The 18,923-nt window shown below is 31.7% G+C and carries 22 protein-coding genes and 1 pseudogene; 6 read left to right on the forward strand and 17 right to left on the reverse strand.

The window, feature by feature from the left end; translation table 11 throughout:
- Positions 1–20 precede the first annotated feature (20 nt).
- Entirely contained in the window at positions 21–707 is a 687-nt protein-coding gene (locus CR532_RS00250) for a VUT family protein (protein WP_108728849.1), read from the forward strand.
- Positions 708–845: 138 nt separating this feature from the next.
- On the opposite strand, the pseudogene CR532_RS00255 reads toward CR532_RS00250, so the two are convergent.
- A pseudogene (locus tag CR532_RS00255) lies at positions 846–1,064 on the reverse strand (RNA methyltransferase); the annotation flags it as partial.
- Between the two features lie 101 nt (positions 1,065–1,165).
- Here CR532_RS00255 and ung point away from each other — a divergent pair.
- Positions 1,166–1,837 (forward strand): uracil-DNA glycosylase, encoded by a 672-nt coding sequence (gene ung / locus CR532_RS00260; RefSeq protein ID WP_108728850.1) that lies wholly within the window; start codon positions 1,166–1,168, stop codon positions 1,835–1,837.
- 54 nt (positions 1,838–1,891) lie between these two features.
- Here ung and secG read toward each other — a convergent pair whose 3' ends face one another.
- The 8 genes from secG to trxA form a co-directional block, all read right to left on the reverse strand.
- Complete coding sequence (secG, locus tag CR532_RS00265) at positions 1,892–2,245, reverse strand: preprotein translocase subunit SecG (RefSeq protein WP_108728851.1); 354 nt, start codon at positions 2,243–2,245, stop codon at positions 1,892–1,894.
- A gap of 12 nt (positions 2,246–2,257) precedes the next feature.
- The gene (gene tpiA / locus CR532_RS00270) at positions 2,258–3,022 is read right to left on the reverse strand and encodes a triose-phosphate isomerase (RefSeq protein ID WP_108728852.1); all 765 of its coding nucleotides are present in this window, start codon (positions 3,020–3,022) and stop codon (positions 2,258–2,260) included.
- Between the two features lies 1 nt (position 3,023).
- Positions 3,024–4,202, reverse strand: coding sequence for a phosphoglycerate kinase (locus CR532_RS00275; protein ID WP_108728853.1), 1,179 nt, complete (start codon positions 4,200–4,202; stop codon positions 3,024–3,026).
- A 29-nt stretch (positions 4,203–4,231) separates the two neighbouring features.
- Positions 4,232–5,239 (reverse strand): type I glyceraldehyde-3-phosphate dehydrogenase, encoded by a 1,008-nt coding sequence (gene gap, locus CR532_RS00280; RefSeq protein ID WP_108728854.1) that lies wholly within the window; start codon positions 5,237–5,239, stop codon positions 4,232–4,234.
- Between the two features lie 73 nt (positions 5,240–5,312).
- Positions 5,313–7,289, reverse strand: coding sequence for a tetratricopeptide repeat protein (locus CR532_RS00285; protein WP_375537733.1), 1,977 nt, complete (start codon positions 7,287–7,289; stop codon positions 5,313–5,315).
- Positions 7,290–7,291: 2 nt separating this feature from the next.
- Positions 7,292–8,068, reverse strand: coding sequence for a hemolysin family protein (locus CR532_RS00290; RefSeq protein WP_108728856.1), 777 nt, complete (start codon positions 8,066–8,068; stop codon positions 7,292–7,294).
- Complete coding sequence (gene ybeY / locus CR532_RS00295; protein WP_108729595.1) at positions 8,068–8,463, reverse strand: rRNA maturation RNase YbeY; 396 nt, start codon at positions 8,461–8,463, stop codon at positions 8,068–8,070. The genes CR532_RS00290 and ybeY overlap by 1 nt, the downstream gene beginning before the upstream one ends.
- A gap of 142 nt (positions 8,464–8,605) precedes the next feature.
- A complete protein-coding gene (trxA, locus tag CR532_RS00300; RefSeq protein WP_108728857.1) occupies positions 8,606–8,959 on the reverse strand; it encodes a thioredoxin in 354 nt (117 codons plus the stop codon).
- 71 nt (positions 8,960–9,030) lie between these two features.
- Here trxA and CR532_RS00305 point away from each other — a divergent pair, with 71 nt between their 5' ends.
- Positions 9,031–9,753 carry a 16S rRNA (uracil(1498)-N(3))-methyltransferase gene (locus tag CR532_RS00305; protein ID WP_108728858.1) on the forward strand — a complete coding sequence of 241 codons (723 nt, stop codon included), beginning with the start codon at positions 9,031–9,033 and terminating at the stop codon, positions 9,751–9,753.
- Between the two features lie 94 nt (positions 9,754–9,847).
- Here CR532_RS00305 and CR532_RS05510 read toward each other — a convergent pair whose 3' ends face one another.
- The 8 genes from CR532_RS05510 to CR532_RS00345 all read right to left on the reverse strand — a co-directional run bounded on the left by CR532_RS05510 (position 9,848) and on the right by CR532_RS00345 (position 16,167).
- On the reverse strand, positions 9,848–10,153 hold the full coding sequence (locus CR532_RS05510) for a restriction endonuclease (RefSeq protein ID WP_108729596.1): 306 nt from the start codon (positions 10,151–10,153) through the stop codon (positions 9,848–9,850).
- A 133-nt stretch (positions 10,154–10,286) separates the two neighbouring features.
- On the reverse strand, positions 10,287–10,460 hold the full coding sequence (locus CR532_RS00315; protein ID WP_108728859.1) for a DNA methyltransferase: 174 nt from the start codon (positions 10,458–10,460) through the stop codon (positions 10,287–10,289).
- 156 nt (positions 10,461–10,616) lie between these two features.
- Positions 10,617–10,973, reverse strand: a complete 357-nt coding sequence (locus CR532_RS05515) for a DNA methyltransferase (RefSeq protein WP_375537734.1) — start codon at positions 10,971–10,973, stop codon at positions 10,617–10,619.
- Between the two features lie 210 nt (positions 10,974–11,183).
- Positions 11,184–12,212, reverse strand: a complete 1,029-nt coding sequence (locus CR532_RS00325) for a PASTA domain-containing protein (RefSeq protein ID WP_375537735.1) — start codon at positions 12,210–12,212, stop codon at positions 11,184–11,186.
- A 53-nt stretch (positions 12,213–12,265) separates the two neighbouring features.
- Positions 12,266–13,195, reverse strand: a complete 930-nt coding sequence (fmt, locus tag CR532_RS00330; RefSeq protein ID WP_108728861.1) for a methionyl-tRNA formyltransferase — start codon at positions 13,193–13,195, stop codon at positions 12,266–12,268.
- Positions 13,192–13,689 (reverse strand): peptide deformylase, encoded by a 498-nt coding sequence (def, locus tag CR532_RS00335; RefSeq protein ID WP_108728862.1) that lies wholly within the window; start codon positions 13,687–13,689, stop codon positions 13,192–13,194. The genes fmt and def overlap by 4 nt, the downstream gene beginning before the upstream one ends.
- Positions 13,690–13,717: 28 nt before the next feature.
- Entirely contained in the window at positions 13,718–14,395 is a 678-nt protein-coding gene (locus CR532_RS00340; protein ID WP_108728863.1) for a hypothetical protein, read from the reverse strand.
- Positions 14,392–16,167 carry an aminopeptidase P family protein gene (locus tag CR532_RS00345; RefSeq protein WP_108728864.1) on the reverse strand — a complete coding sequence of 592 codons (1,776 nt, stop codon included), beginning with the start codon at positions 16,165–16,167 and terminating at the stop codon, positions 14,392–14,394. Before CR532_RS00345 ends, CR532_RS00340 begins: the two co-directional genes overlap by 4 nt.
- 121 nt (positions 16,168–16,288) lie before the next feature.
- On the opposite strand from CR532_RS00345, the gene CR532_RS00350 reads away from it, so the two are divergent.
- From CR532_RS00350 to CR532_RS00360, 3 genes are read left to right on the forward strand one after another with little or no spacing between them, the layout of a single operon-like run.
- Positions 16,289–17,176 carry an HAD family hydrolase gene (locus CR532_RS00350; protein WP_108728865.1) on the forward strand — a complete coding sequence of 296 codons (888 nt, stop codon included), beginning with the start codon at positions 16,289–16,291 and terminating at the stop codon, positions 17,174–17,176.
- Between the two features lie 8 nt (positions 17,177–17,184).
- Positions 17,185–18,423, forward strand: coding sequence for an aminopeptidase (locus tag CR532_RS00355; protein WP_108728866.1), 1,239 nt, complete (start codon positions 17,185–17,187; stop codon positions 18,421–18,423).
- An 18-nt stretch (positions 18,424–18,441) separates the two neighbouring features.
- Positions 18,442–18,909 (forward strand): divergent PAP2 family protein, encoded by a 468-nt coding sequence (locus tag CR532_RS00360; protein WP_108728867.1) that lies wholly within the window; start codon positions 18,442–18,444, stop codon positions 18,907–18,909.
- The last annotated feature ends 14 nt before the right edge of the window (positions 18,910–18,923 follow it).

Genomic DNA, 18,923 nt, shown 5'->3' on the forward strand with positions numbered 1-18,923 from the left:
TTGCTATAATTGATAAACATATGATAGACATACTCTTATGGATAGGTTTATTATTATTTATATACCTAATATTAACAGGTTTTTACTATTTCTTTGGAAAATTGGGTCTTTTTTGCTTTAACGTTATCATGATGATTATTTTAAATGTTCTTATACTAAAGAAAACAATTATTTTTGGACACATCATAAGTCTAGCAGGAATAACTCATCTATCAACTCTTTTTTCACTAAACTTGATTACAGAAAAATATAACGCCAAAACAGCCATAAAATCTGCAACATTAATCAGACTCATGCACATAACTTTTATAATAATGATAAATTTTATATTAGCTTTTCAGCACAATAAATTTGATACTTCAAATATACACTTCAAAATATTGTTTTACAATATTTCATATATTTCAGTAGTTCTCTCTGGTACATATGTTACATTACTTTCTCACTGTTCTAATATATACATATATGATATCCTCAGTAAAAAAAATATAAAAAGTAAATGGATCAAGCATAATGTATCAAGATTGCTTACCTCATATATAGCTTATGCTTTAATTAATGTCTCAATGCACGCGATAACACAAGTATACCCTGATAACAATAATGTCAACCTTATAGAAGGTTCACTGCTTTTTACCATAATAGCAATGACCGTTGATACCTTCATTTATTATTTCCTGAATTCTCTTAAAGTTAAAGAAGCTTAAATTTTAAGTCCCTGAATAAGCTTATGTCCCCGCAGCTTTTCTATAATATGTAGAGAACTTTCCCTCAAACGATTAATCAATAAATAAAGACTATTGCAACAACCACAGAAAGATTATAGCTTTGTGTAAATCTATTCACTTTGAAGCATCAAGAACAACATCTGGATTTAAAATATATTTCTTAGTAATATGAATATTACTAAATCCCAAAATTTCAATTTTAGACATTGTAGCGCTTGCGTTTTGAGATTGAAAAATATCTTCAAGTACAAATGTCAAATAATTTGTTCGATTATTTAACATTTTATCTATTCTATTTCGTCTTCTCTCTGTAATAAATGCAGACAAAACTTCTATTCTTTTAGTGTATCACTAATCGCAAAGTATAAGTTTAAATAACAACTATAAAGTTAAATAAATATCTTTTAAAATAAACTATTTTTTATATAATACTAAGAATGGAAGTAAAAATTGAAGAATCTTGGAAAGAAATGTTAAAATATGAATTTAATAAAGAATATTTTAGAAAACTTGTGCGTTTCATAAAAAATGAATATAAAGCAAAAACAGGGAAAATATTTCCACCTCCAAAGCTCATATTTAATGCCTTTGATTCTCTACCATTCAGAGATATAAAAATAGTCATACTTGGACAAGATCCATATCATGGAAAAGGGCAAGCTAATGGTTTGGCGTTTTCTGTTAATTCAGATATCAAAATACCTCCATCACTACAAAATATTTTCAAAGAAATAGAGAGAAGTTTGAAAATAAGAACTATCCCAAATGGAAACTTAAAAAGATGGGCAACTCAAGGTGTGTTTTTATTAAACGCAATATTAACAGTTGAAGAAGGCCTTCCCTCATCTCATAAAGACGTTGGTTGGGAAATTTTTACAAACGCAATAATAAAAATTATTTCAAACAACCTAGATAATATTGTGTTTATGCTATGGGGTAATTTCGCAAGAAGCAAAAAAGACTTAATAGACACCTCAAGACATTTAATTCTTGAAACAAGTCACCCATCCCCTTATTCTGCAAATAATGGATTTCTAGGCTCAAATCATTTTAGTAAGGCCTTATATTATCTCCAACAGCAAAACAAAACCCTAGTAGATTTCAAGTAAATTAACTTGCCTGAAAACCACTTTGATAATATCAAACAAGTCATCTTCTAAAATTTAATCTTCCCCTTTCTCCAAATCTTCTCCAGCAGCATCTTTATCTTGTTTCGTATCATCATTCCAAAATGTTGAACTTTTTTCATTTGTCTTAACATTTTTTAATAAACTGTCATCAACCCTTTTGGTATTAATAAAAGATAATGCAACAACAAAAATAAAAAAAAGTGCAATAAAAAATCCTGTAATCCTTACCGCAATATTGGAAGACTTCGCTCCAAAAATAGAAGAACTGCCCCCGCCAAATACTCCTCCGATACCATCACCTTGTTCGTCTTGAAATAATACTAATAAAATAATCAAAAATGAAGTAACAATAAAAAAGATAAACATTAAAAATCTAAATAACTCCAAAACAAACCCCTTCTACCCAACTACCTTACTAATTATATCCAAAAACGAATCAGCTTTCAAAGAAGCACCGCCAATCAATGCTCCATCAATATCACTCTCTCCCATAAGGCTAGCTACATTACCAACATTAACAGATCCACCGTACTGAATAATAATTTTATCTGCTGCTGACTTTGAATATAACTTCTCAATCTCAAGTCTAATTGACTTGTGTACTTTTTGTGCTTCTTCTTTAGTCGCTGTTATGCCAGTTCCAATCGCCCATACAGGCTCATACGCTAAAATTATTCTATTAAGCTCAGATTCAGAAACAGAAGACAAACCTTTTCTAACTTGATTTACAACAATATCTGTAGTTTTACCACTCTCTCTTTCCTGAAGAGTTTCTCCAATACAAAGAACCAAATACTTAAATGGATGCTTAAGGCCTGCAAGAATTTTTTTATTCACTACCACATCAGTGTCGCCAAGATAAGTTCTACATTCAGAATGGCCTATGATTACATAATCAACTCCAAATTCCAAAAGCATAGAAGCTGATATTTCACCCGTTCTTGCCCCACTATCCTCATAAGACATATTTTGAGCACCAAGAAGTACATTACTTCCTCTAGTAATCTCGCAAACTTTACAAAGAGATGTAAATGCAGGTGTTATCATGACCACAGCATTATCCTTAATGGTCTTTACGCCATCTACAATCTCCTTAGCAACACCAGCAGCTTCTGCACCCGTATAGTGCATTTTCCAGTTCCCTGTTAAAAATACCTTTCTCATTTTACTTCTCCAACACTTTTATACCCGGTAAAATTTTGCCCTCAAGATATTCAAGAGAAGCACCACCACCTGTTGAAACATGAGTTATCTTATCAGCCAAATTAAACTTATTTACAGCCGCTACTGAGTCACCACCACCAACAACCGTAACCCCAGCACAAGATGCCACACAATCAGCAACCTTTGCTGTACCTTTAGAAAATGAATCGAATTCAAAAACTCCAAGAGGCCCATTCCAAATCACAGTCTTAGCTCCTCTAATTACCCCCTCAATCTCTCTTAAAGTTTTCTTGCCAATATCCATCCCAATCTTACCATCAGGTATATCAATAGAATCAACATATTCAGGAATAGAATCTTCTCTAAATTCACTTGCAACAACATGATCAAGAGGTAAAATAACTCTCACATTCAATTCCTTTGCCTTCCTCAAAAAAGATGTAGCTACATCAATATACTCATCCTCTAGAAGAGATTTTCCAATAGAATACCCTTCTACTTTTAAAAAGGTATAAGCCATCCCACCACCAATAACCATTGCATTTGATTTTGGCAAAAGAGACTCTAAAACCTCAATTTTTGAAGAAACTTTTGAACCTCCAATGATAGAAACAAATGGACTCTCAGGATTTTTTAAGATTTTACCCAAGAACTTATCTTCCCTTTCCATTAAAAACCCACCAACAGCTGGCAAATAATCCGCAACTCCTGATGTTGAAGCATGTGCTCTATGAGCAGTCCCAAAAGCATCATTTACAAAAACATCGCCATTACGTGATAATTTTTTTGCAAAATCACAATCATTCTTCTCTTCTTCCTTATAAAATCTTACATTTTCAAGTAAAACGATATCTCCATTCTTCATACAAGAAACAACAGCCTCTACCTCATCGCCTATGCAATCAGAAAGTATTTCAATATTCTGTCCCAATAGCTCTGACAATCTTTTAGCAACAGGCCTAAGAGAATATCTAAGATTTTTCTCTCCATTTGGTCTGCCCAAATGACTCATAAGAATAACTCTGGCTCCTTGGGCTTTAAGATATTCTATTGTAGGCAATGCCGCCATAATTCTAGTATCATCACTAATGTTCCCTCCCTTCAAAGGAACATTAAAATCACATCTTACTAAGGCTCGCTTGCCTAAAAAATCAAAATCTTTGATTGTTTTTATTGACATCCACAATTACCTCACGAGTATCTTATCTTTTATTTAACTAACTTTTGTGCAAGGTCAACTACCCTTGTAGAGTATCCAAATTCATTATCATACCATGAAAGAACCTTAACAAAACCATTCAATAACACCATAGTCTCAAGACCATCAACTATTGAAGAATGAGAATTTCCCTTAATATCTGAAGATACGATCGGATCCTCTGTGTACCCCAAAATACCAATAAGCTCCTTAGATTCTGATGCCCTCTTTAATGCAGCATTAATCTCCTCTCTAGTAACATCTTTTTTCTTCAACTGAACCGTAAGATCAACAATTGAACCCGTAGGCACAGGTACCCTCATCGAAGTACCATTAAGCTTCCCCTTAAGCTCAGGCAAAACAAGTCCAACAGCCTTAGCAGCACCTGTTGAAGTAGGAATAATTGAAAGAGCACCAGCTCTTGCTCGTCTAAGATCAGAATGTGGAAGATCTAGAATTTTTTGGTCATTTGTATAAGCATGTACAGTAGTCATAAGACCTTGCTCAATACCAAAAGTTTCATGAAGCACCTTAGCAAGGGGAGCAAGACAGTTCGTTGTGCACGAAGCATTAGATACAGCCTTCAAATCAGAAGTAATCTCATGATCATTAACACCAAGCACTATAGTCTTAATTTCATCCTTAGCAGGAACCGTCAAAATTACTTTTTTAGCACCCGCATGATCAACATGATCAAGATACCCGCCTCTATCACCCGTTGCTGATGAGAAAACACCCGTAGATTCAATTACAACATCAACTCCAAGTTTTCCCCAAGGAAGGTTCTTTGGGTCTCGTTCAGCAACAATCTTTATTTCCTTCCCATCCACTATAATCGCTTCCTCTCTTGATTCAACCTTTCTATTATATACCCCAAAAGTTGAATCATATTTTAAAAGATGTGCGAGTGTCTTAGGATCTGTCAAGTCATTTATTGCAACAACTTCAATTCCTCTTTCAAAAGCAATCTTAAAAACATTCCTACCTATACGCCCAAAGCCATTAATAGCTAGCTTCATACAAATCCTCCATCTATTTTTTTATTATTACTAGAATTATTAAATCATAAATTAATTAATATCAAGTGTCAAACTATTTTTTTATAAAAACCGTATATCCTTCCTGAATATAATCTCTTAAAAGAGCAGATGCCTTTAAAACTCCCCTAGAAATGTAATCACTCACTTCTTCAATCAAAATTTCACCAAGAATATCCGACTTATTATAGCTAATAAAGCCAGAACTATCGTTATTATATTTCAAAGCCCCCTCTTTAAGAACCAAAAATACATCGTCTTTTTTCACATCATTTACATACCCAAGATTAAGCAGCACATCATCTTTTTTAATCTGAAGTATTTTTCCCTTCTTAGGCAAATAATCATTAAATTCCCTAGAGAAAGTACTTAAAACATCACTTAAATAAAGTACTCCCCCTGAATTGTAATTAAAAGTCACAACCTTAACGCCTGTCCTACCAGAAAAGACTTCCACCTTCAAACTAGCTGAATTTTTAAAAACATCTATATCGATATTAAAAATCAAAAACAAATCAAGATTATTGCTCCTTGCATAAGAGAACGCTTCAGAAAAACTATTTACCAAATAATCCTTGTTTTTGTTATAATCAAAGTTATAGTTAATAACCTCGATATTTGGATTGCGCTCAATTATCCGCTCAGCGTACCTTAAAATTAAATCATTTGCACCAAAAACTTTGTTCTCATCTTGGGTAAAAATACCCACCTTATAAACTGTTCGATCATCATAAAGCTTATTTAAATCACCAATACTCTTGTAACCATATCTAAAAAATAAAGAACTCCTAATGTCAAATGCAACCATATCATAAAAATCTAACGTCTTAGCATTTACAACATTTCTCTGCTTTGTTAAATAATATAACTCCTCATAAGCCATTACATCCAACTTCATAAGCTTATAAATTTTTGCAAGTAATAATCTAGCACTATCATTATCGGGATAAATGTCAATAGCATTTTTTGCATTAAATATTGCTCTATCCAAGTCCAAACTCCTAAAAGCTTTAAGACCCTCATCCTCATATCTTTTAGAGATTTCCATATTAGTGTTATTATTATGTAGAAAACTTCTAAAATTAGAAACAAAAAAACTTTCCTCAAGAGCAATGTCATAAAACTCCAAGTCCTTTTTCATACTTTTAGCTCTCTCAATGTTTAAAATAGCCTTGCTAACTTCGCCAAGCTTTAAATAAGAGTAACCAAGCAAATAATAAAGTTCATCAGAACTTTGATTAGCAAGTATTGCCTTTTGAAGAACATTGGTTGCATCTTCATATTTAGATTGATACAAATAAACAAGCGCAAGTAAACGGTAAGCATCAACAAATCCAAAATCTTTATAAGTAGTTCCTATCAACATTAAATAATTTTGAGCATATTTTTCAGCAACTCCCAAACTCTTAATGCTAATCGCGAATTCTGCTACTCTCTTATGAAAATCTGGAAGAGAAATAAAATTACCCCTCACCTTGTTTATTAAATGCTGCGCCTTATCATTCATATCCAATTTCTCATAAATACCCATAAGACACTCAAAGGCATTATAATTTGTCTGATTGTATTCAAGAATAGAAAGATAGTAATTAGCAGCTGCAATAAGCAACCCTTCCCCCTCAAATATTGAAGCAAGCCCTACTAAAGCATCAATGTTATTTTTTTGTTTAGAAATAACTTCTGAATAAAATTTTTTAGCTTGTGCCATTCCATTATTCTTGAGAAGTATATTCGCATAAAGAATCTTATATTCAATATCACCATTAGACATTCTATAAGCTTTCTCCATAAAAAATTGAGCCTGATTATATATCTTTAATAGATAATAAATCTCTGCAATAAACTTATATGCCTCATAATAATTAGGATTAATCTTTACAGCCTCAAGAAGCTCATCAATAGCATCATAATATTTTTGAGAAAGATAACATTCTTGCGCCTTTTGATAATATTCGATAGCAGTGGTAGTAGCACCTATTAAACTTCCAAAACTTAAATTAAAAACCAAAAGAATCGTTAAAAATCGCCTCAAATTCACAAGCCTTCCTTATGGGAAATCTTTATTACCTTAATGTTTCTCTGATGCATATTTTTAATAGTAAATATTAAATTATTATATTCTATCTTTTCATTTTTCAAAGGAATTCGTCCAAATAAATCATAAACAAATCCCCCAAGAGTATCAAAATCTCCATCCGGGAGGCTTAATCCAAGCTTCTCATTTAAATCTTCAATCAAAACCCTAGCCGTACAAAGATAACTACCATCTTCAAGAGGAACTATTTCATCAAGCTCATTATCAAACTCGTCTTGGATATCTCCAACAATCTCCTCAAGAATATCTTCAAGCGTAACAAGCCCTGAAACCCCACCATACTCATCAACCACAATAGCAATATGAACATGGTTTTCCTGAAACTCTTTTAAAAGCGAATCAATCTTCTTACTCTCAGGAACAAACATGACTTTTCGCATAATGTCTTTTAGATCTATTCCATAAAAATCTTTTTTACACATATGGAAAAGGATATCTTTTGTATGAATTATTCCAATAATATCATCTATTGTTTCCCTGTAAACAGGAAATCTAGAATGATTACTAGAAGTTACAACTTTCAAAATCTCATCTTTGCTCCAAGAATAGTCAACAAAAATCACACCTATCCTTGGAATCATAATTTCTTTCACAATAGTTTCTTTAAGAGAATGAAAATTCTTCAGTAAAGAAGTTTCAAATCTCGATTTCTCCTCAATATCCTTATCATTAATACCTTTTTTCCTTTTATCTTTAAAATTTAAAAACCCTAACATCAAAATACCTTTCTGGTTTCTCTTAAAACTTTTTCCTGAATAATTAACATCTCCTCATTTTGAAAATCATTTGTTTTGTGAGTATATCCTATTAAATGCAAAATTCCATGTATAGTAACTCTTTGAAGCTCATCATATATCGAAACATTAAATTCCAAAGAGCTAAACTTTAAATACTCAAGAGATATTACAAGATCACCCTGTATTTTATGCCTACCCTGTCTACTTCCTTCAAGATAATTAAAAGAAAGAACGTCAGTAGGTTCAACCTTTTGTCTAAACTCACTATTTAATTTTTGAATGTACTCATTACTGCAAAGCACAACAGACAGTTCATATTCCCTAACACAAAGAGATCCTAGAACAGATAAAATAAAATTATAATAAGAACCCATATGCTCAAATTCAATATCTTCTGCCCGTAAGCTTAGATCTTCTATCAATTCACTATATCCTAGGATAACTATAACTTCACAATTTAAAAAATATTACACAAACAGACAAGGTTTTAATTTTTTAAACAAAACCCTTTTAAAATTAAACACTAAACAAATCTTTAATTGCATCTTCAAAGGCACCTTTTTGAATAAAGCCAACAGAAACTCTTGGCTTTTTCCCAACAGGAACAAAAATAATAGTAGGTAGACTCTGAACGCCAAGTGCCATAGAAACCTCCTGTTCCTTATCAGTGTCTACTTTATAAAAATCAATTTTATCTCCATACTCCTTTGAAAGCTCTTCATAAATTGGAAACAGCATTTTACATGGCCCACACCAATCAGCATAAAAATCAATTACTGCGGGTTTTCTACCCTTAAAATCCCACTCTTTATTGTTCTCATAATCAAAAACTTTATCAATAAATTCCTGCTTAGTCAAACTAATTGCCATATTTTCTCCTATATTAGTTGATTTTCATTATAGCATAAATACAATATAATTAATAAGAGATAAGTATAAAAATGAATCTTATATTAATAACCTCATACGAATTTAAAAATGGAATTGTACTTAATGATTTCAGAGTAAAACACATCACCGAAATTTTAAATCTCAAAAATAATGAAACATTTAAATTTGGAATCATTGAAGAAGAATCCATTTACTCATGCTTATACCAAAAAGACATAAAGCTTTTTTTCAAAGAAAGTCACAAAATCGCGAACTCAAATAAATTAAAACAATTAAAAATAATAATTGGCTTAATGAGACCAATTACAGCAAAAAGAATAATGAAAGACCTTACAAGCATTGGCGTATCTGAGATTATTTTTTTTAATTCTTCACTTGGAGAAAAATCTTACTCATGTTCCAAGCTCTTTAAAGAAAAAAATTATGAAAAATACCTAATAGAAGGTGCTATGCAAGGGGGAATTACTTACATACCAAAAGTCAAAATTCTTAAAAGTTTAACAGAAGCTTTAAAGAATGCAGAACATGAAAGCTCTGAAACCACAAAAATACTACTTGAAAGAAAAAGCAAGAATAATCTGGTTGACTTAAATATAACAACCAAGAATGCAACTGTTATTATCGGATCAGAGCGGGGGCTTACAAAAAAAGAGATAACACTAACCCAAGAGCATAATTTCAATCCCTATAATCTCTCATTAAATATTTTAAGAACAGAAACAGCAACAGTTGTAGCATCTACCATAATTACCTCGAAAATGGCTAGTAAGTGATGTTATTTGAAAGATACTGAAGCTCAACTAGAAGTTAAAATATCCTCAACGAAAATAATATACATCTTCTTAAGAGCAAACATTGTAACTTGCCCTACACTTTCTTTCCTCGCCTTTTCAATGACACATAATGAATCTGTCTCAACAAGCGCATTTCCATTGTAATTTTACTTTTAAAAGCAACAAAAATTCCAAAATCAGCATTATGTTTGGAAATTGAATCCTTAAATGCTCTAATTTGAGAAATATTTACACTCCCTCCTTTGACCTCAACAACGGCAAGGAGTTCCTTATCATTAAAATTGTAAGCAATATGCCCATCAATACCACCATCTCCGGTTTTTTTTACTTGATGAACTTTAAATACATATTCAACTACCCACTGCTCAAAAGCATATATTTATCTTCACATGCAAGCTTTTCAGCCCCCGCAATATCAAGAGGAAACTATATTACCCTATAATTATCTCTCAAAGGCTTAAGTCTTTTTCTTCAATAAGTCTAATTGCAAGATGATTAATACCAACACCAATTCATTTTCTTTGAAGTTTTTCAGCAAAAGTAATAGTCGTCCCACAATCACAGAAAAAATCAGCAATAATATCTCCCTCGTTAGAACTTGCCTTAATAATATGTTCAAGCAAAACCTCAAGTTTTTGAATAGGATACCCAATACATTCTTTAGACTGAGAATTTATATAAGACATTTCTCAAACATCTCTAGAATTAACTAAGCTATGTGCCCCAATTTCATCCTCAAAAACCTCAGCAACGCCTATCCCATAATTTACTATGCCAGACTTTCTATGCCTAATCTTTGTATATGCTTTCTCTTTTTGAGAAGAAAAAAGTAACTATCATTTTTAGTATAGAAAACTACATATCATGTTTTTTGACCACCTGTCGATCGATGCTCCTCTATTTTTATAGCACCAAACAATTTCATTTCTAAAATTCTTTAGTCCAAAAATAATATCACAAATAATTTTCAAATAATGAGGCATTGTAGGATTCAAATAATGAGACATTGTAGAATCACAATGCAAATAAAAACTTCCCGTATCTTTTAGAACTTTGTGCATGTAATATATACGATGAGCCATCATTACTAAATAAGAATTCTGAGAATTTGTAAAAATTTCACGATTATTAATTAAAAATCTATAAATTTTTAAGTTATAGATCCCTTTAAGCTCTTCAAATTCACTTGAAAGATTTATACTACTCTAAACGTCAACAAAAGCTTTATTTTTTCTCCATTCTCTTTTGTCCTAATCATATCCTCATAAAGGATATTACAATTTCTATTCGAATTAAAGGAGGACCAATGTAAATAAGATCAATAAGCCCGCTCTTTGGAATGCTTCTTTATCAAGCTCTTTTAATATATCTAGGTTATCACCATAGTATAGAGTATTCTGCATAACAACTTAATTCACCACTGTTTGATTTATAAGTTTATCGTAAATGTAAAGTTCAAGTATAGACCCTCTTAATGCTTCATAAGGTAACTTAACAAATCCTCCCTTAGAGCTAAAAGCATAAAGTAAAGAACTACCGCCATTGGAATCTTTTACCCTAATCATCATATCTACATTAGATGGATACACGTCTAACTTATAGACCAGAATACCAAAAACGCTTAAATCATCAATTTTAGGTTCATTAATAGTGATTATCAATTTATCTGAATCTTCGATCTTAGTACCTAAAGGAAGAGATTGTAAAATAACACTCCCAAAATCACTTCCTGTTGCCAACTTTATATCAAAACCAATTCCATCATTTAAAAGGGAAATAACTGCATCTTTATAATAAAGACCAATATAATTTTTTACATATTTAACCAAGTCTTCTTTCTGACCCTTGCTTACTAAAAATTGAAGATCAATCAAACTTGTTATCTCAGTACCTGGTGATGGATCCTGACGGATTATCATCCCCTTTGGAAGTTCACTCTCAACCTCAATAGGCTTTAGCACATGATAAAGCACTCTATTATTGCTAGTCTCATTGGCTTTCAAATTAATAAGTACATCATCGACATTCTTTCCAATGAAGCTATCCACCTTATTAATTACAGCTCCCTTACTAATAAATATCGTCACCCTATTATCAAGCCTTAAGACTGTTCCTGCTTTAGGATTTTGATCTATTACTTTGCCTTTATCAAGAGAAGTTGATGAGAATTTAAACTCAACATGAGGAATAAGTTCTTTATCTTGAAGCTCAGTAATTGCATCTTCAAGATAAAGTCCACTAAGATTCGGAACAACGACAATATCACTACCTTTCAAAAATATAAAAAATATTGCACACGAAATAATCAAAGATCCAAAGATAGTAAGTATTAAACCCTTGGCTACATGCTTAGGTAAAGTAGGCATTTCGCTATCAAAAATTTCATTATCCTCATATGAATTATCATTACCATTTAAATCTTTATTACCTAAAAACAAGTTATCCCGCTGTTTATTATCACTCAATATAACATCATCTCCTTATGCTTATCTTAAGAAAAAATTTTTCCTATCAAATTTCTATTCCCATTATAAAAAGACTTATAATCTAAAACCTTTCTCCCAATTCTTTGAAGCTCCAAGAGCAAAAGAATTCCATCCCCAGTTTTCACAAAAAGACCTTTATCTTGATCAAATGAAACAATCTCACCTATCGCATGACTACTATAATCGCTAGTCTTTATAAAGTCGGCTCTATGAAAAATAATTTCATCTGTATCAAGTCTAGCTCTTGCAAGTGGCCAAGGATTGCAAGCATTAATTCTATTCTTAATTTCGAAAGCGCTCAAGCTAAAATCAATAATTCCATATTGCTTGCTTAAAAAAGAACAATATGTTGCTTTTATCGAGTCTTGAGGAATCCCAATATTACCCTTCTCTAACTCATTTAAAGCCTCTAAAACAAGTTCATAGCTACTTAAAGAAACATATTTAAAAATATCAGCACTTGTATTAAAGCTCTTTATTTCAAAATGACTCTGTGTTAAAATATTGCCACTATCCATCTCTAAATCCATCTTTTGAACAGTAATCCCACTAATAATATCGCCATTCAAAATAGCTGTTTGAATGGGAGAAGGACCTCTGTATCTTGGTAAAAGGGAAGGGTGCACATTTAAACTGCCCATTGGAAAAACATTTAAAAATTCTTGCCTGAATATTTTCCCATAAGAGAAAACTAACATAACCTCAGGATTTAACCTCTTAACAACTTCTATTGCATCAGAATTAAGCACCAGAGGATCTAGCACTGTAATATTTCTATTAATAGCTTCAAGCTTGATTTCATTACCTCGTAAATGCAAACCACGACCACTAGGCTTGTCAGGTACCGTTAGTACACCAACTACATTGTGCTGATCTGCAACTTTTTTTAAAACTTCTATAGCAATGCCATCAGAGCTTGCAAAAAATACTCTCAAATCTTAACAAGCCCCCTTTTTTTCATATAAGACCTCATCAGCTTATTTCTAAGCTTGTTTTCATAATAGTCAATAAAAAGCACCCCTTTTAAATGATCCATCTCATGCTGAATAATCCTAGCTAAAAGACCTGAATTTTCAATTTTAAAAACCTTGCCATTTTCATCATAAGCTTCCACTACAATAGATTTTGGTCTCAACAAATCATAATAAACCCCAGGAATACTCAAGCAACCTTCCCTATAAACATCAAGCTCAAAAGAAGTTTCTGTTATTAAAGGATTAACAAAGATTAAAGGTTTCGACATTCTATCTTCTCTAACTACAAAGATAGACAAATCAAGCCCCACCTGTGGTGCTGCTAGTCCAACACCATTACTAATATCCATCAATTTTAACATTTCAAAAGCAGTATTCTTAATTTTATCATCAATCTTTAAAACTGATCTCGTATTTACCCGAAGTAAATCATCAGGATATAAAACCATTTTCATAAAATCCTCAAAACCATTTAAACTTAAATTATGACTTTATCTTGCCAAAAGGCTTCCACTCCTCATTTGCTGTCTCCGAGAAATAAATATTACCCTGCAGAGACTTAGGAAAAGCATAAAGCTTATCTTCATTCTCATCTCTGAATACCAAGAACTCCTTAAGTTCTCTCTGTGAAGGAAGAAGCTTCTTATCTTGGCCATTCATTTTCAATCTCCAATGACCATCCAAGGTTTTATAGAAAAATACCTTGTCATCAAAAGTATTAATTTCATAGTTGTTCCTTTTCTGAATAATGTCATCTAATTTAGAAATCCCTAAAACATAACTTAGGAACTCCTTATCAAACCGAACAGCATCCTTAATAGACCCAACATAAGTGGCCTTAATTTGTTCACTTTTTGAATCAACAAAAAACAAAGTAGGACTTTTTTTTAAACTAATCTCACCAAAAATTTCATTATTCACATCAATAACTAAAAAAATATTATTTTGTGCAATAACTTTAAGAATTTTATCATCTTCAAAGGAATTAAAAAACTCCTTTATTAAATTATCTTTAACCTCTCTTCCAACCAATATTAAAACATTTTTATCCAACCTTCGAGCTTCATTCATCGCATTTTGATAAGAATTCTCAAAAATAATATCTGAGAAAAGTGAAAATAAATTTACAAACCCTAAAGTAATAAATATTATAAATTTCATATTTTACTAGTTAATGTTTCTAAAAACCTCAACTCTTCACCACTAAAATATTCTTTCAAACTAAAATACACAAATTCATGATAACGATTAATATACTGCAATTCATCTTCTGAAAGCATTTCACTTACTATTAATTCTTTTTCAAAAGGCACAAGAGTCAAATTTTCAAATTCCAAAAAATTTCCAAATTCATTTGAATAACTTTGCCTCACAAAAACTAAATTTTCAGTTCTAATCCCATGCTTATCAACACGATAAATCCCAGGCTCAATTGAAGCAATCTCAGAACCTTTAAAAGAATAAGTAGAATAAGGACTAATAGAAACAGGAAGCTCATGAACATTAAGAAAAAATCCTACCCCATGCCCAGTTCCATGAGCAAAATTTAATCCTTTCCTCAATAAAGGAAGTCGAGCAATACCATCAAGAGAAGCTCCCGAGGTACCAAATGGAAATTTTAAAGATGCAAGAGTAATAAAAGATTTCAAAACAAGAGTATAGTCTTCTTTCTCTTCGCAAGATGCCTCCCCAATTAAAATAGTTCTTGTAACATCTGTTGTCCCAAGCTCCATATAAGAACCCCCAGAATCTATTAAAAGCAATCCGCTAGAATCTAACTTCTTCCCTCTCTTAGGACTATAATGAGGCAGTGCTGCATTTTCTTTAAATCCAACTATTGAGTCAAAACTAGAACTAAAAAATTCATTATTCAACATCCTAAAGCTCAACAGCATATTTGCAATATCAACTTCATCCAAACTAGACAGCTCATCCCTACTTAAACTCTTAAATTTATATAAAAATTTAATTAAACTTACACCATCAATAACATGCGCCTCTTTCATTTTGACAATCTCATAATCAGATTTTATCGCCTTAAGTTCATTAACAATACTTTGTCCAAGCACCACATTTGACTCACCAATAGATTCCAATATTTGAACATTACTATCAACTGATACAAAAAATTTTCCTTCATGCTTGATTTCTTTTAAAAAGGAATAAAAATTGGCATAATCTTCAATCTCAAAACCCTCACTCTCGAGTTTCTCTTTAAGCTCAGCATCAAGTCTATCAACATTGATAAAAAGAACATTTTTATGCCCTTTACTCCTAGTGATAAACAAAAAAGCATAAAATAAAGCCGATGCTTCTATATCTAAGCCTCTCAAATTTAAAATCCAAGCTACCTCATCCAAAGAACTTACAATGTAAAAATCAATTGCCTTTTCCTCTAACTTTACATTAAGATTGCTAATCTTATCAGCTCTTTTATTGTTTTTCTGAGCTTCACTCAATTCAAATATTTGATTAGCTTCTAATCTAGGTCTATCTTGCCAAATTTCAGAGATTAAATCTTCATTTAAAATCTCAATATCCGTATTCCTACAAATTTTTACCAAGTCATTATAAAACTTTATACTAACATCTTCAGCATAAACTCCAAGTCTTAACCCCTTAAGACTTGCGTTTATGTAGCCAAAAATATCCGGATAATCCTTGACCCCAAGCTTCATTAACTTAAATCCAGTTCCCTCAAGTTCACTTTCTGCCTGCAAAAAATATCTACCGTCCGTAAAAAGCAGTGCCTCTGCTCCTGTCACAATTACTATTCCAGCACTTCCTGTAAATCCTGTCATAAACTTACGAGCATCAAACCTAGCATGAAAATATTCACTCATATGTGGATCATAACTTGCTATCAAATATGCATCAATCTCACTTTTAATCATCAGATTTCTCAAAGATAATATTTTGCTATTAACCTCCATACAAGTAAACTCCTTTAAACCAATAAAAACTAATTCTCATTTATTATAACAAATAATTCAATTTTAAAAAATTTCTTTATTTGCTATACTTTAAATCAAGAGTAAAATCAAAGGACAAAGTATGAGGAATATAAAGGCTATTGCTTCCGATCTTGATGGGACACTTTTGCTTTCAAAGAGCCAAATAGGAGCTTTTAGTGAACTTGTAATAAAAAAACTAACTAAGGAAAATAAAAAATTTATTATTGCAACGGGAAGAAGTAAAAATGAAATTATACCTCTTATAAAAAATTTAAACTCCCATGTTTCATTCTTTATAACATTAAATGGAGCAAGGGTCTACAATCATCGATGGAACTTGATACGCAGTTATGATCTATCTCCCGACATTGTCAACGAGATATTAAACCTTAGAGAAATCAAATATAAAAACATGCCTCATTTTTTACAGAAATCTGATGCTGATGATGACAGGCTTTATGTTGACAACATAACTAAAAATGCTATTAGCTATGTACTAAAAGAACGCGAATTATCAAAAACACATAAATACATAGAACATGAACTAAAAGACCCAAGTACAACATTCCATGAAGTCAATAACTTTAAAGAACTTAAAAATTTTGATAACATAGCAAAGATTATGCTGTATGATGAAGAAGCACGACTAATAAAATACGAAGCAATGATTCTAGAAAAATACAACAAGGAAATAAATGTTTACTTATCAACACCAAATTCACTTGAAATTGTTAACAACAGAGTTTCAAAGGGTAGTGCATTAAAGGATGTTCTTGAAAGGATTAAAATTGATTTAAGCGAAGTAATTGCATTCGGTGACGGATTTAATGACGTTGATATGCTAGAAAATGTAAAAAAGGGATTACTAATGGGAAACGCAAATTACAGATTAAAGGAAATGTTATCTCATTTAGAAGTAATTGGCACAAACGATACCGAAGCTGTTGCGCACTATATTAATGACAATATTCTAGAAGAGCCTGTATAGGAGATATTATGGAAAAAGATTTAATAAAATATGCAGAACTTATTATTTTGAAAGGAATTAATTTACAAAAAAGTCAATGCGTATTAATTACGGGCTCAATTGCAAATTATGAATTTTTAAGGATTCTTACAAAAAAAGCTTATGAGCATGGTGCTAAGTATGTAGAATTAAATATTGAAGACGCTGACATTTTAAAAGCTAGATTAGAATCATCAAAAGGAAATTCCTTGGAATTTATCCCAAACTTTCAGCATAAATTTTTTGAAGAAATGGTAAATGACAAATGGGCAAAGATACGCGTTGATGACACGGAAAATTTAGATATATTAAAAAATCTCGACAGTAAAAAATTATCAACATACTTTAAAACAATCAGGAAAGCATCAAAAAATGTTACAAGTGCAACAATGAATAACGAATTACCTTGGTGTATAATTTGTGCACCAGGGCCAAAATGGGCTGCTAAGGTTTTAAATAAACCTGAGGGTCAAGAAACATTAGAAGAATTTTTTGAAATTCAAAAGAAAATAATGCTACTTGATTCAAAAAATCCAATAGAAGCGTGGGAGCTCCATGGGAAAAAACTTCATCAAAGATGTGATATTTTAAATAAACTCAAACTAGAAAAGTTAGTTTTTAAAAATCAGAAAACAAATTTAGAAGTATATCTATTAGAAACTTCCATTTGGACAGGCGGGAGTGAAAAGGTAAAGGGAACAAACATTGAGTTTAATGCAAATATGCCTACAGAAGAAGTTTTTACAACCCCAGACTATAAAAAAACAAACGGTATCGTGTATGTTACTCGTCCAGTAATGGTACTTGGCAACTTAATAACTGGAATATGGATGAAATTCAGCGAAGGTAAAGTAATCGATTTTGGATGCGATGATGCACACTCAAAAACAATACTTAAGAGACATCTAGAAACGGACGCACAAGCAAAATATATAGGTGAGGTTGCATTAGTAGACTGCACCTCTCCAATATATCAAAGTGCTCTTATATTCTATAGCATACTATATGATGAGAATGCAAGTTGCCACATTGCACTAGGAGGTGCTTATTCATCTTGTTTAAGCAATGAAGAACAAATAAAAACTGAGATGGAAAAATTGGATTATGGATGTAACGTTTCTTTAATTCATACAGATTTTATGATTGGCAGTAACGACATAAACGTTATTGGAATCGACAAGACAAGAGTGGAGCATCCACTAATACAAAATGGAAAATTCGTAATATAGGGCGGGAGTAATTAAATAATGGTAAAAGAGTTATTTGCAAACGACCTTTTCTTATCTTGTTTCGTTTCAGGAATTGTTGCACAAATTATCAAATATGCTATTCAAGCAATGAAAACAAGAAAAATTAAATTAAATCCAACATATCTTCTAAAAAGCATCTTCTTTGAAACAGGCGGGATGCCAAGTAGTCACTCTTCAACAGTCACAGCTCTTGCAGCATCAATATTCATAACAGAGGGAATAAATACTAATTTTATTATTGCCCTTGCTTTCGCTTTAATCACAATAAGAGATTCATTTGGAGTTAGGTACATGGCAGGCGTTCAGGCAGAATATCTAAATGATTTATCCGAACAATTGAAAATGACAATTGAAATTGAACCTTTAAAAATAAAAGTAGTTAAGGGTCACAACAAAAAGGAAGTATTCACAGGAATACTTATTGGACTAATTTCTGCATGGGCAATATGCAATCGAATAATATAAATAACAGATTATAA

Origin of the sequence: Candidatus Borreliella tachyglossi (genome assembly GCF_003076595.1) — a bacterium.
Classification (GTDB): domain Bacteria; phylum Spirochaetota; class Spirochaetia; order Borreliales; family Borreliaceae; genus Borrelia; species Borrelia tachyglossi.